General features: G+C 70.4%; 12 protein-coding genes. 10 read left to right on the top strand and 2 right to left on the bottom strand.

Annotated elements, in window-relative coordinates; all coding sequences use genetic code 11:
- Positions 1–3: 3 nt before the first annotated feature.
- The 4 genes from ACZ4SA_RS12555 (at position 4) to ACZ4SA_RS12540 (ending at position 2922) form a co-directional block, all read left to right on the top strand.
- Positions 4–918: an ADP-ribosylglycohydrolase family protein gene (locus tag ACZ4SA_RS12555; RefSeq protein ID WP_468273009.1), complete on the top strand. Its 915-nt coding sequence runs from the start codon at positions 4–6 to the stop codon at positions 916–918.
- Positions 919–1134: 216 nt separating this feature from the next.
- On the top strand, positions 1135–1632 hold the full coding sequence (locus ACZ4SA_RS12550) for a TetR-like C-terminal domain-containing protein (protein WP_468273154.1): 498 nt from the start codon (positions 1135–1137) through the stop codon (positions 1630–1632).
- Positions 1518–2219 carry a ribonuclease HII gene (locus tag ACZ4SA_RS12545; RefSeq protein WP_468273007.1) on the top strand — a complete coding sequence of 234 codons (702 nt, stop codon included), beginning with the start codon at positions 1518–1520 and terminating at the stop codon, positions 2217–2219. Before ACZ4SA_RS12550 ends, ACZ4SA_RS12545 begins: the two co-directional genes overlap by 115 nt.
- Positions 2220–2301: 82 nt before the next feature.
- Positions 2302–2922, top strand: a complete 621-nt coding sequence (locus tag ACZ4SA_RS12540) for a hypothetical protein (RefSeq protein WP_468273004.1) — start codon at positions 2302–2304, stop codon at positions 2920–2922.
- A 75-nt stretch (positions 2923–2997) separates the two neighbouring features.
- On the opposite strand, the gene ACZ4SA_RS12535 is transcribed toward ACZ4SA_RS12540, so the two are convergent.
- Positions 2998–3627, bottom strand: a complete 630-nt coding sequence (locus ACZ4SA_RS12535) for a hypothetical protein (protein ID WP_468273002.1) — start codon at positions 3625–3627, stop codon at positions 2998–3000.
- Positions 3628–3844: 217 nt separating this feature from the next.
- Positions 3845–6016: a RecQ family ATP-dependent DNA helicase gene (locus tag ACZ4SA_RS12530; RefSeq protein WP_468273000.1), complete on the bottom strand. Its 2172-nt coding sequence runs from the start codon at positions 6014–6016 to the stop codon at positions 3845–3847.
- 110 nt (positions 6017–6126) lie between these two features.
- Between ACZ4SA_RS12530 and ACZ4SA_RS12525 the strand changes: the two genes are divergently transcribed.
- The 6 genes from ACZ4SA_RS12525 to ACZ4SA_RS12500 all read left to right on the top strand — a co-directional run bounded on the left by ACZ4SA_RS12525 (position 6127) and on the right by ACZ4SA_RS12500 (position 12996).
- A complete protein-coding gene (locus tag ACZ4SA_RS12525; protein ID WP_468272997.1) occupies positions 6127–7476 on the top strand; it encodes a DUF4192 domain-containing protein in 1350 nt (449 codons plus the stop codon).
- Entirely contained in the window at positions 7473–8525 is a 1053-nt protein-coding gene (locus ACZ4SA_RS12520) for a glycogen debranching N-terminal domain-containing protein (RefSeq protein WP_468272995.1), read from the top strand. Before ACZ4SA_RS12525 ends, ACZ4SA_RS12520 begins: the two co-directional genes overlap by 4 nt.
- A gap of 94 nt (positions 8526–8619) precedes the next feature.
- Positions 8620–9384 carry an NUDIX hydrolase gene (locus tag ACZ4SA_RS12515; RefSeq protein WP_468272992.1) on the top strand — a complete coding sequence of 255 codons (765 nt, stop codon included), beginning with the start codon at positions 8620–8622 and terminating at the stop codon, positions 9382–9384.
- Positions 9385–9682: 298 nt separating this feature from the next.
- A complete protein-coding gene (locus tag ACZ4SA_RS12510) occupies positions 9683–9988 on the top strand; it encodes a hypothetical protein (RefSeq protein ID WP_468272990.1) in 306 nt (101 codons plus the stop codon).
- A gap of 227 nt (positions 9989–10215) precedes the next feature.
- On the top strand, positions 10216–11103 hold the full coding sequence (locus ACZ4SA_RS12505; RefSeq protein WP_468272987.1) for a FadR/GntR family transcriptional regulator: 888 nt from the start codon (positions 10216–10218) through the stop codon (positions 11101–11103).
- 339 nt (positions 11104–11442) lie between these two features.
- The gene (locus tag ACZ4SA_RS12500; protein WP_468272985.1) at positions 11443–12996 is read left to right on the top strand and encodes an RNA polymerase sigma factor; all 1554 of its coding nucleotides are present in this window, start codon (positions 11443–11445) and stop codon (positions 12994–12996) included.
- Positions 12997–13234 lie beyond the last annotated feature (238 nt).

Genomic DNA, 13234 nt, shown 5'->3' with positions numbered 1-13234 from the left:
AAGATGACCGCTGATTCCTCTCGCACCCAGCGCTTCGTACGCGCTCTGGACAGCCTGCGCGGCCTGTCCGTGGGAGACGCCCTGGGCTCCCAGTTCTTTGTTCCCTCCAACTATCCGCTGCTGAAACGACGCGAGCTCCCGCCGTCCCTGTGGCAGTGGACGGACGACACCGAGATGGCCTGTTCGGTCCTGGCCGTGCTCGTCGAGCACCACCGTGTGGACCAGGACGCCCTCGCCCGGTCCTTCGCCGAACACCACGACTTCGATCGCGGCTACGGTCCCGCCGTCAACCGGTTGCTCCGGCTCATCCGAGAGGGTGGCGACTGGCGGGAGTTGGCGGCTGAGCTCTTCAAGGGCCAGGGGTCATGGGGCAACGGCTCCGCCATGCGGATCGCGCCCCTCGGTGCCTGGTACGCGGACGACCCGGAGCAGGCCACCCACCAGGCCGAGATCTCCTCGTATCCGACCCATCAGCACCGGGAGGCCGTGGTCGGCTCCATGGCCGTGGCTGCGGCAGCGGCACTGGTGGCGAACCCAGCCGGACCGCCGGGGCCGGAGGACCTGCTGGACGGCGTGATCGCCCTGGTGCCGCGCAGTGCGGTGGGGGCGGGTCTGCGCAGGGCGCGCGACATGCTCGACTACAACGACGCCGGTACCGTCGCGGCGGTACTGGGCAGCGGCAGGCGCACCAGCGCTCATGACACGGTGCCTTTCGCCCTGTGGTCCGCAGCACGGTCACTCGGGGACTTCGAACAGGCCTTCTGGACGACCGCGCAGGTCGGCGGTGACGTCGACACGACGTGCGCCATCGCCTGTGGAGTGGTCGCGGCGGGCAGGACCGGGCAGCCGCCGGCCCACTGGCTGGAGCGCACCGAGGAACTGCCGGGCTGGCTCCCAGGATCCGACCGGCTCGGCTGACCAGGCCCACCCCGGCTCAGAACGCCGGGGCGATGCCTTTGGCGAGAACCTGGTGCCCCTACGGGGGGCGCCGCTCATGGGTCCTGGCGAAGGCATCCTGCTGGGCGGTGTCGATTCGGCGACAAACGACGGCAGTTGCTGTTCCGCCTCGTTTCGGCTCGCCGTTCCGAAGACGGTCATCAGAATCGACAGGCCCAGGGAACGTCGACCGTCTGTGTGGCGTTGAGCGGTGGGGTGGCGCCTCGATCGGTGCTTTACGAATGCGACCGCGCCACCGCCGAAAGGTTCCACGGTGTGATCGTTGACCGGGTTGTCGAGCCGTCCACGCAACTCTTCCGAGAGGTGGTGAACCGCGGTGTCAACCGTAAAGACGTGCGGGCGGACGCTGCGTGCGAGCTCGTTTTCGATGTGGTTTCCGGACTTCTGATGTGCCGCTCGAAGGTGTGCGGAAGCGAATGGCCCGACAGTGGCATCGCGGAGATGATCGACCGGGTGATGGTCCGCTGCTCCGGCTGTACGGGCCCGGCAGTCACCGGGCGGGGCGTGACTCGGATCCGGTTGTCACCCGGCCCCCCGTGCGGCGTACCCTTGCTGGCGCCATGCCCTACGAACCACCCACCCACACAGTCGAGCGCTCGATCAGAGCCACCACAGGCGCCAGGATCGTCGCCGGCATCGACGAAGTCGGCCGCGGCGCGTGGGCTGGGCCGGTGACCGTGTGCGCGGCGATCACCGGACTGCGCAGACCGCCCGTGGGGCTGACCGACTCCAAGCTGATCACCTCCAAGCGGCGTGAGGAGCTGGCGGGACTGCTCGAGGGCTGGGTCACGGCCCACGCGCTCGGACATGCCTCTCCCGAGGAGATCGACGGCCTGGGGATGACTGCGGCGCTCCGGCTGGCCGCCGTACGGGCGCTGGACGGCCTGCCGGTGCGTCCGGACGCCATCATCCTCGACGGCAAGCACGACTACCTGGGAGTGCCCTGGCAGGTGCGTACGGTCATCAAGGGCGACCAGTCCTGCGTGGCCGTGGCCGCGGCCTCGGTGATCGCCAAGGTGCGCAGAGACGCGATGATGGCGCAACTGCCGGAGGACTTCGCCGTCTTCGGCTTCGCCGAGAACGCCGGCTATCCCTCCCCCGTGCACAAGGCAGCCCTCCGGGAGCTGGGCCCCACCCCGTACCACCGGCTCTCGTGGGCCTATCTCGACTCGCTGCCCCGGTGGCGGCACCTCAAGAAGGTCCGCATCTCGCCAGAGGCGGCCGAACTGGAAAGCGGGGGCCAGCTCGGCTTCGACTTCTGAACTCGCCCTGCCCACAGTCCGGTCGCACTTTTGTGCCCACCCGCTGATGCCTTCCGCACCGGCATTTGATAGACATCCACTCATGCCTCTCATTCCCGAGGAGCCTCAGATTCACGAGAGCGCCCAGGGTCCCCGCGTCACTCCGGCCGCAGGCCGCACCGCGCCGACCCCCCGTCCCGTACCCGGTCCGCGGTCCGCGGCATCGCCCCGTCCCGGAAACCCGGGGCCCGGCCCGGCCAGGCCCGCGCCGCCCGCGCAGCGTGCGTCCGGTGCTGCCGCGAAGCCGAAGCCGTCCCATCCCGAGATCCGGTCCGCGCCGCAGATCCAGCTGATCCCCGCTCCCGTGGGCGGTGCGCTGGACGCCGCCGACGAGGCGGTCGACCTTCTGCTCGACTCCGGCCGTGCCCCGGGTGACGTCCTGGTGTTCACCACCGGTGATCAGCACCCGTGGGCCGCGCACGAACTGTCCTTCGGCGAAGACGCCTACTGGGCACAGCAGGACGCCCGGGACGACGTCTTCTACGCGGACGCCGCCTCGGTGGGGCGCGCCGCGGAGCGGCCCGTGGTGGTCGTCGCAGTGAACGGCGGCCCGGAGGGCACTGCTGCCCGCGCGCTGCCGGCCGCCATGGAGAAGGCTTCGGCGCTCCTGATCGTGTGCGGTGACCCCAAGCGGATCAACACCGTGCTCGGCGCGCGCGTCTGACCGCACGACGTGCACGGACCGCGGAGTCCGGTCGCGACCCGGCTGCCCGGTCCACGGGCAGCCGGCGGATGACCTTCAGCGGGCCACCGTGCGACGGAGCGCGTCCACGGCGCCCCCGGCCGTGCGCAGCGGCACCGGGTCGACGTCGCCCCCGGCGTCGGCCAAATGCCCCGGCGGCGACATCGAGTTGGGCTGACGGCCGCCGCGGCCCTCGCCCAGCACCTGCCAACCGCCGCGTGTCAGGGTGATGTACGCGCCGCAGCGCAGCCCGTGCAGCGTGCAGGAGTCCCTGAGCCCCCACATCCACGCCCCGTCCTCCTCCGTCCACTGCTCGTCGCCGTCACGGCAGTAGAGCAGCACGGCGGTGCGCACCGGCGTACGCCGCCGGAGGTCGTGCGGGATCACACGGCGCAGATGCGCGAGCAGCGCATTGCGGAACTCCCAGCCGTCCGCATCTGCGGAGCGCCGGGAGAACGACGCGCTGGCCGTCAGTCGTTCCTCGTGGTCGAGCACGGCGACGACAGCCGTCGCCATTGCGGGTCGATGGCGGGCATGCAGTCCACTGACGACCTCGCGCGGGTTGCGCAGCAGCGGGATTCCGGCCGCTGCCCACTCGGCGGGCTCGAGCAACCGGGCAAGGCGGTTGGCGGAGTTGGCCGATGCGGTGATCGAGGTGGCTGCGGACGAAGCGAATCCGAAGGTCACGGTCCTCCCTTCGCATACGCGCCCACAGTGCGGGCAGGGTCGGGTGAGGGCGCGCCACGGCATGGCCCTCGACACCGAGAACGGGCCGCGCGGGGAGCAGTCCAATTCTTCCTGCCGCGTGGGGATGCGGCAACGAGCAATTCGGCGTCACCGGTGGGAATCGGCGTGTATGACGCTCATATCCCTTCCCCGGCTCGTCCCGACCGACCCCTTCAGGTCATGACTGGACGGCAAGGACCAGCGGAAACACCCCCTCCGCGCCCGATCTGCGCAGGAGTCGTGCCGCCACGGCCAGAGTCCAGCCACTGTCCGAGTAGTCGTCGACCAGCAGTACAGGTCCGCCTGCCGCGGCAAGGGCCTCCACCAGCTGAGGCGGCACGAAGAGCGTCTCGTGCAGTGCCCGCACCCGCTGGGCGCTGTTGGTGCGAGAGATCCGGGCGTCCAGCGCCTCGGGCGCGTACTCGACGGAACCGAGCAGAGGCATCCGGCCGACCTCCGCGATTCGGCTGCTGAGGGATCCGATCAGACGGGGCCGGCTGCGGGAGGCGACGGTGACCACGCCCGTGGGCCGCGGTGGTGCGTCAACGGCCCCGGAGGCCCAGCCGCCAGGTCCCTTGGCCCAGTCGGCGAGCACGGTCACCACCGCGCCCGCCATGTCGTCGGGCACGGGGCCGTCCGGTGCCTGCGGAGCGAGCATCGGGCGGAGCCGGTTGCCCCAGCCGATGTCCGAGAGCCGCCCCAGCGCCCGCCCCGTGGAGGCCAGCTCACCCTCCGGGATACGGCCCTTGAGGCTGACGCCGACCGCGGGCAGCCCGGTCGGCCACATCTTGCGGGGCTCGACGTCGACGCCCGGCCTGCCCAGCTCCCCGCGAGCGGCGTCCAGAGCCGCAGCGGACACCTTGTTGCTGAACCGTGCCCCGGCGCAGTTGTCGCAGCGACCGCATCGGGTCGCCTCCTCGTCGTCCAACTGGCGCCGCAGGAACTCCATCCGGCACTCGGTGGAGCGCGCGTACTCGCGCATGGCCTGCTGCTCGGACGCGCGCTGCCGGGCCACCCAGGCATACCGGTCCGAGTCGTAGGACCACGGTTGTCCCGTGGTCGTCCAGCCGCCTTTCACCCGCCGGACCGCGCCATCCACGTCGAGCACCTTCAACATGGTCTCGAGCCGTGTGCGCCGCAGCTCCACCAGAGGCTCAAGGGCCGGCAGAGACAGCGGCCTGTCCGCCTGCGCCAGCACGTCCAGAGTCCGCCGCGCGAGCTCCTCGGGAGGGAACGCGACCGAGGCGAAGTACTGCCAGATCGCCTCGTCCTCCTTCCCGGGCAGCAACAGCACCTCGGCATGCTCCACACCACGCCCCGCGCGGCCCACCTGCTGGTAGTAGGCGATGGGGGAGGAGGGTGAGCCGAGGTGCACGACGAACCCGAGATCCGGCTTGTCGAATCCCATGCCCAGCGCGGATGTCGCCACCAGCGCCTTGACACGGTTGGCGAGCAGATCCTCCTCGGCCTGCTGCCGGTCCGCATTCTCCGTGCGGCCGGTGTACGAGATCACGGTGTGACCGCACTGGCGCAGATACGCGGTGACTTCCTCGGCCGCGGCGACCGTCAGCGTGTAGATGATGCCGGAGCCGGGGAGCTCCCCGAGATGGTCGGCGAGCCAGGCGAGCCGGGTGGCGGCGTCCGGAAGTTGCAGCACTCCGAGGCTGAGGCTCTCCCGGTCCAGCGGCCCCCGGAGCACGAGAGCGTCCGTACCCGCCCCGGTGCCCAGTTGGTCGGCGACGTCGGCGGTGACCCGCGCATTGGCGGTGGCGGTGGTGGCGAGGACGGGGACGCCTGCAGGCAGGTCGGCGAGCATCGTGCGCAACCTGCGGTAGTCCGGGCGGAAGTCATGGCCCCAGTCGGAGATGCAGTGGGCCTCGTCCACCACCAGCAGCCCGGTCGCCGCCGCCAGGCGGGGCAGCACCGCGTCGCGGAAGTCCGGGTTGTTGAGCCGCTCCGGGCTCACCAGCAGCACGTCGATCTCGCCCGACGCGACCTCGGCCTGGATCGTCTCCCACTCCTCCGTGTTGGAGGAATTGATCGTGCGCGCGCGAATGCCCGCGCGGGCAGCAGCCTCCACCTGGTTGCGCATCAGCGCGAGAAGAGGAGAGACGATCACGGTGGGGCCGCTGCCGCGCGCCCGCAGCAGGGACGTGGCGACGAAGTACACCGCGGACTTTCCCCATCCCGTCCGCTGCACGACCAGCGCCCGGCGCTTGTCCGCGACAAGCGCCTCGATCGCCCGCCACTGGTCCTCGCGAAGCCGGGCCCGGCCCGACGTGTCGGAGACGAGCCGGGCCAGTACGGAATCGGCGGAAGCCCTGAGCTCCGCGCGGTCTGCGTTGGTCATGCCCCCATGCAACCCGATGGCACCGACAAAGTGCGAACGAGCTCACGAGCCTGTGGACAACTTATCCACAGGGGGTCGCGGAGTGTTGGCCTTCGCGGGACCGTCATCGCATGAACAAGCACCATGACCTCACCGGCCCCGGCACCGACCAGCAGATCACGCTCCGAGGACCTGCCGAACTGGCCGACGCACTTCCGTACATGCTGGGTTTCCATCCGACTGATTCGATCGTGCTCGTCGCCCTGCACGGCAGCAACGGACGCTTCGGCGGACGACTGCGGCTCGGTATCCCCCGCTCGCCCCGCGAATGGTCACCCGTGGCCTCGCAGCTCGCGGAGTGCCTGATCCAGGGCAGCGAGCGTCGCGGACCGCGTCCCGACGGCATCGTGGTCTTTCTCTGCCAGGATCCCGCCGAGGGCGAGACGGGCGTGCGGGTGATGGAACGCCTGCGCCCGCTCGCGCAGCGGCTGCGTACGGCATGCGGCGGACTCGATGTGCCCGTCTACGAGGCGCTGTGCATCTCAGAGGGGCGCTTCTGGAGCTACTGCTGTCCCGATACGCGCTGCTGCCCGCCCGACGGGACGCCGCTCGCCCTGCCGGGCACGTCCGTGATGGCCGCTGCGGCCGCCTACGCCGGTATCCGGGTCCGCGGAAGCCTCCGAGAAATGGAGGGGCGGCTCGCACCGCCACCGGCCTCGGCAGCGGAGGAGCAGATCCGGGCCCTCGACGCGGCAGGTGCCGCTCTGACCCCCAGAATCTTCGATGCGCAGGGGCGGCAGGAAGTCGCCGAAGAGACCGTGACGCTTGCCGGCCGCCTGCTGGACCGACTGGCACAGACTCCCCACACCGACGATGCTTACGGACCCGACGCGGCGGACGACAAGCTCATCGCCCACGAGGAAGCCGCGGCGGTGATCCTCGGCCTGCAGGACCGGGAGACCAGGGACCGCGCGGCGCAATGGATGGAGGGACCGGAAGCGGCCCCGGCGCTGAGGCTCTGGCGCGCCCTGTCACGCCGATGCGTCGGCCCCTACGCGGAGCACGCCGCCGCGACCCTCACCCTCGCCGGATGGGTTTCCTGGTCCACGGGCGACGAGCCGGGCGCGCGCGTGGCCCTGGGGCTCGCGCTGCGGGCCGACCCTGAATACGTCTTCGCACGTCTTCTGCACCAAGCGTGCAACGAGGGCCTGGACCCGGAGACCGTGCGCCGCTGTTTGCGCGAGCAGCGGGACGCTCGGCCGCAGGAGCCGCCGGCCTGCCCCGACGGTGCCCGGCCCCGTACACGCCGACGCCGGCGCCACGGTCCCGTCAGTCCGTTCGCCACCGAGCCGGGCGTCGCCCCGACGCAGCCCCGTGGCAGCAGCTCCCCTGTCCGGCCCCGTAACGGCACAGCGGCCGCACGGGCTCGCACACGCGCCCGGCGGCGTGGTGGGCAGCGCGGCACCAGGAGTGGACGATGAAGGCCGTGACCAGGGCAGCTGCGCCAGCGTTCAAGGTCGTGGCTGAGTCGTACGACCCGTCCCGTCGTTTCCACCACTGCTGTCCGGAGTGCACAGAAGGCACAGCAGACCACTCGTGGCCATCAGCGCATCTCGCCGACACACCGCACCGGACGACATGCGGTCGCAGACCCGCAGGGGGCCAGAGCAGCCCGCGTCCGCGTCGTCGCCCGGTCCTCCGCCTATACACCGCGCGATCGTCTGCGTCGCTCCGCCTTGCCTGTCGATCTCGCCGGCAGACGGTCAGCTCACGGCCGGCGGACTGGAAGGCATCTACCCGGTCGGGACGACGGCTGCTGGCCCGCTGCCGGCTCCGGATCGCCGGACGGGAGCCCATCGCGCTCCAGGGCAGATCGGTGTCGGCCGGACTTGCAGCATTCACGTACGTGGTGCGCGCACCGTCCGGAGCCGGCCCCGATCCCGAGGTCGCCGTGGAGCGGTCGCGCGACGCCGAGGGAACGGAACGGATCACGCTGCGCAAATCCGCCGACAGGAACCTCAGACTCCCGGTGGAGATCGCCCTCGGCACCGATCTCGCAGATCTTGCGGCCGTCCCGGCCGGCCGGGACCTGAACTGCCCGCGCACGTCCATGAGAACGGCGTGCGGTGGCCGGCCGGCCACGGCGGAGGCACTGCCCAGGCGATCATCACCGCGCACCCGCCGCGGCATGACACTCTCGCCTCCGCGGGGCTGCTCCGGTGGGACCTGGAGCCGCCACCGGGTGCTGCGGTCACCCTGGAGCTCCGGCTGCGCTCCAAGCGCGGCGACCGCTCCGACCGTCCTGTGGGCCCCGCCGGCCGGGCATTCCGAGGCTTCCTCCCGGACACCCATGCGGAAGGTGACGACGACCGGTCGGCGGATGTGCTCAAGACCAGCCCGACAGCGGGCAGACGGCCCGCCGGCCGGCCGTCAGCTCTCCGTGGCGGGCGGACCCTTCGCGGTGCGGGTCGGCCGGCTTGGTGTCGGGGTGGTCGAGCAGGCGGCCGAGGGACTGCAGTGGGGAAGGTGACCCCCGTGCCGGGCCGCCCGCCCCGGGTGAGGAATCCGTTGCCGCAGGTGGCGACGGGTGTGTTTATCGTCAGGCAGACGACTATGATCGCGGCATGTCGCCCTACGACCCGTCGGCCTTCCCGCCCTTTGCCGTCACTGTCGACCTGGTCGTGCTCACCGTGCGTCGGCATGCGCTCTGTGCGCTCGTCGTCCGCCGCGGCGAGCCACCGTTCCAGGGGCGGTGGGCGCTGCCCGGAGGCTTCGTCAGGGGCGACGAGGACCTGGCGGCGGCAGCGGCGCGCGAACTCGCCGAGGAGACCGGGCTGTGCGCGCACGACCCCGCGTCACCGGCGCCCGGAAACGGCGCCCACCTGGAGCAGCTCGCCACCTACGGCGACCCCAAGCGCGACCCTCGGATGCGGGTGGTGAGCGTGGCGCACCTCGTGCTCGCGCCCGACCTCCCGGCGCCCCGCGCGGGCGGCGACGCCAACAGCGCCCGCTGGGCTCCCGTCGAGGAACTCATTGCCCCGGGCGGCGCATTCCCGCACGAAGGGGAGCAGCAGGCGCCGCTCGCCTTCGACCACGCGCTGATCCTGGCCGACGGAGTGGAACGTGCCCGTTCCAAGATCGAGTACTCGTCGCTGGCCACCGCGTTCTGCCCGCCGGAGTTCACCGTGGGAGAGCTGCGGCGCGTGTACGAGGCGGTGTGGGGTGTCGCCCTCGACCCCCGCAACTTCCACCGCAAGGTGACCGGCACTCCGGGCTTCCTGGTGCCGGCGGGTGGGACCACGACCCGTCAGGGCGGGCGCCCGGCCCAGCTCTTCAGGGCCGGTGGTGCCACAGTGCTGAATCCGCCGATGCTGCGCCCCGAGGTCTGATCGCGCAGCGGGCGGACCGACGGCGGGCCGAGGACGGCCTGGTCTGACACCCTGGGCGGCGGTCGATGCGCAAAAAGTCTGAAATGTCGCGTTATCGTACTGCGGTACCCCTGCTGTCGCTGAGCGGTCTTATCTTCCGCGAGAGAGGCGAGAAAAGCGATGCTCCAGGCTATCGGGCTCATCTGCACCCGTCGCCGAGAGCATCTGCCGATCCTTGGCCTGACGGACGGTCGTGGCGTCACCTGCTGCCGTGGAGACCCTTCCATCGCATCGCCGGGCTCTGTGTCCCGTGTGCGGCTTGGACTTGGGTGCAGACGCGGGCAAGTGGCTATCCATCGCCGTCGGTTGGGTCGCCGGGTCCGGCGCCTGCGCCTGCCCCTGGGTGGACTGCAACCGCAGGGGTCCCTTCCGGCGCGCCGCGTTCGCGAAGTCGGTGCCGGTGCTGCCGCTCGTGCAGAAGGTGCTTGTCGTACCGGCGGCCCGTTCGGTGGCCGGGCTCCTCGGTGGGCCCCTGGAGCAGGCCGGGTCGAACTGTCGCGGCAGGCGGATCGACGTCTCGTGGGTGTCGTGCGACTGCTCGCCCAACCTCTCGACACGGCAATGACGTTGCCGTCGGCAGCTCTGGTCTGCGCGGATGCGTGCACGGGTGTTTGCCCTGGGCGTTCTCGGTGATTACGGCGGAGCGGCTGATCCCGAACTGCCCACCAGTTTCTGGCGAATGCCTGATTCCTTCCGATAAGGCGTCAATTGCGGGGTGAGCGCCGATCACCCTTTCGTGTGCTTTTCACCAAAGACCTCAAGGGGCTCGGAAGCCAGGCCGACAAAGGATGCGTGAGTACCCTTGCGCACACCATGATGACCTCCGCCCGCCCCACCGAGTCCGGTCTCGCCGGTCCGGGCGAACTCGATCGATACGGCTTCGCGGAGCCGCCCGTCACCGACCGCGTCGGTCCTCCCTCGTGGGACGGCTCCGACGGCGAGTTGGGCCGGGTCGGCCGCCGCGCGACCGGCAGTCGGGGCCGCGGCCTGCACGGCCAACTCGTCCAGCAGCTCGGCCAGATGATCGTCTCCGGCGACCTGGGTGCGGATCGCCCGCTCGTCCCCGAGGAGATCGGCCAGCGCTTCGAGGTCTCCCGTACCGTCGTCCGGGAGTCGCTGCGCGTTCTCGAGGCCAAGGGCCTCGTCAGTGCCCGGCCCAACGTCGGAACCCGCGTCCGGCCCGTCAGTGACTGGAATCTGCTCGACCCCGACATCATCGAATGGCGCGCCTTCGGCCCGCAGCGGGAGGATCAGCGCCGCGAGCTGAGCGAGCTGCGCTGGACGATCGAGCCGCTGGCCGCCCGGCTCGCCGCCGGGCACGGCCGCGAGGACGTCCAGCAGCGGCTCGGCGACATGGTCGAGATCATGGGCCATGCCCTTGCTCAGGGTGACGGGCTCACCTTTTCGCGAGCCGACGCCGAGTTCCACTCCCTGCTCATCCAGCTCGCCGGCAATCGCATGCTGGAGCACCTGTCGGGAATCGTCTCGGCCGCCCTCCAGGTCTCCGGCGGACCGGTCACGGGCTGTGACCGCCCCACCGAAGCCTCCCTGGCGCATCACGCGCGCATCGCCGACGCCCTCGCCTCCGGAGACGCGCACGCCGCGGAATCCGCCATGCGGCAGCTGCTCACGGTTCACCCGGAAGTGGAGCGAGTGGTTCCCGCGCCGCGTGAGCACTGACCGCAGCGGCGATCGGGGAGTGCGCAGGCGTACGGATGGCGTGTCGCCGGATTCCGATAGGGGATCCGGCGACATGTTGCGGGAGAAACGCCCTGTCTGACCGTTTAATGGCATTTGGGGTGTGACTCGGGCCACGCGGATTGGGCGTAACGCTCCTCGAAACAGCGCGATGACCTAAGAGGTGACAGCCGAGGAGGGAATACAGCAGCCACGCATGGCGCTGTGAGAGCTCCTTGGTTCCGCCCGCGCCACCGGTACATCCGCAGCCCGGTGGTCGTCGGCTCCGGCCCGATCATGGGTGGGGCCGGAAGCCGTTTCCATCGTTCCGAGAGGTTGTTCGTGTCGGCCAGCACATCCCGTACGCTCCCGCCGGAGATCGCCGAGTCCGAGTCTGTGATGGCGCTCATCGAGCGGGGAAAGGCTGATGGGCAGATCGCCGGCGATGACGTGCGTCGGGCCTTCGAGGCTGACCAGATTCCGCCAACCCAGTGGAAGAATGTTCTGCGCAGCCTCAACCAGATCCTCGAGGAAGAGGGTGTGACGCTGATGGTCAGTGCAGCGGAGTCGCCGAAGCGCGCCCGCAAGAGCGTCGCAGCGAAGAGCCCGGCAAAGCGCACCGCCACCAAGACCGTCGCGGCGAAGACCGCCACGGCGAAGACCGTCGCTGCCACCGCGGCCCCGGCGGCCGAGACCGTCGAGGTCCCGGCCGACGAGTCCTCGGAGACCGCCCCCAAGAAGGCGGCCGCGAAGAAGACGACGGCCAAGAAGGCGGCCGCGAAGAAGACCACCGCCAAGAAGGCGGCGGTCAAGAAGACCACCACCAAGAAGGACTCCGACGAGGCAGTCGAGGGCGAAGAGCTGCTCGACGAGGTCCAGCCCGCCGGCAAGGGCGACGAGGAGGAGCCCGAAGGCGAGAACAAGGGCTTCGTCCTCTCCGACGACGACGAGGACGATGCTCCCGCGCAGCAGGTCGCCGTCGCGGGCGCCACCGCCGACCCGGTCAAGGACTACCTGAAGCAGATCGGCAAGGTCCCGCTGCTCAACGCCGAGCAGGAGGTCGAGCTCGCCAAGCGCATCGAGGCGGGCCTGTTCGCCGAGGACAAGCTGGCGAACTCCGACAAGCTGGCGCCGAAGCTCAAGCGCGAGCTGGAGATCATCGCCGAAGACGGCCGCCGAGCCAAGAACCACCTGCTGGAGGCCAACCTCCGACTGGTCGTCTCGCTGGCCAAGCGCTACACCGGTCGCGGCATGCTCTTCCTGGACCTGATCCAGGAGGGCAACCTCGGTCTGATCCGCGCGGTCGAGAAGTTCGACTACACCAAGGGCTACAAGTTCTCCACGTACGCCACCTGGTGGATCCGTCAGGCGATCACCCGTGCCATGGCCGACCAGGCCCGCACTATCCGTATCCCGGTGCACATGGTCGAGGTCATCAACAAGCTCGCGCGCGTCCAGCGCCAGATGCTCCAGGACCTGGGTCGCGAGCCCACCCCGGAGGAGCTGGCCAAGGAGCTCGACATGACCCCCGAGAAGGTCATCGAGGTCCAGAAGTACGGCCGTGAGCCGATCTCGCTGCACACCCCGCTCGGCGAGGACGGCGACAGCGAGTTCGGTGACCTCATCGAGGACTCCGAGGCGGTCGTCCCGGCCGACGCGGTGAGCTTCACGCTGCTGCAGGAGCAGCTCCACTCGGTGCTCGACACCCTGTCGGAGCGCGAGGCGGGCGTGGTGTCGATGCGCTTCGGTCTCACGGACGGGCAGCCGAAGACGCTGGACGAGATCGGCAAGGTCTACGGCGTCACGCGCGAGCGCATTCGTCAGATCGAGTCCAAGACCATGTCGAAGCTGCGCCACCCGTCGCGTTCGCAGGTGCTGCGCGACTACCTCGACTAAAGGTTGCCCTCACCGCCCGGCCGAGTCCGGGCAGCGCACACGCACACAGCGGTCGAAGGGCCCGGCTCCCGAGGGAGTCGGGCCCTTCGCCGTCCGAGGTCGGGCCTTGGTCGTGAGGCTCGGGCCCTTCGCCGTCCGAGGTCGGGCCCCTCCCGGCTCGGGTCCTCCGCCAGGTGGAGCGGGTGCGTACGGCGGCCGATTGGTCGACTCTGAGTTGACTGGATTCACGTAGAGTCAG

It is taken from the genome of Streptomyces sp. NPDC027962 (assembly GCF_055566095.1).
Note: the sequence above shows the minus strand (reverse complement) of the source record. Positions and strands in the feature narration are given on the sequence as shown.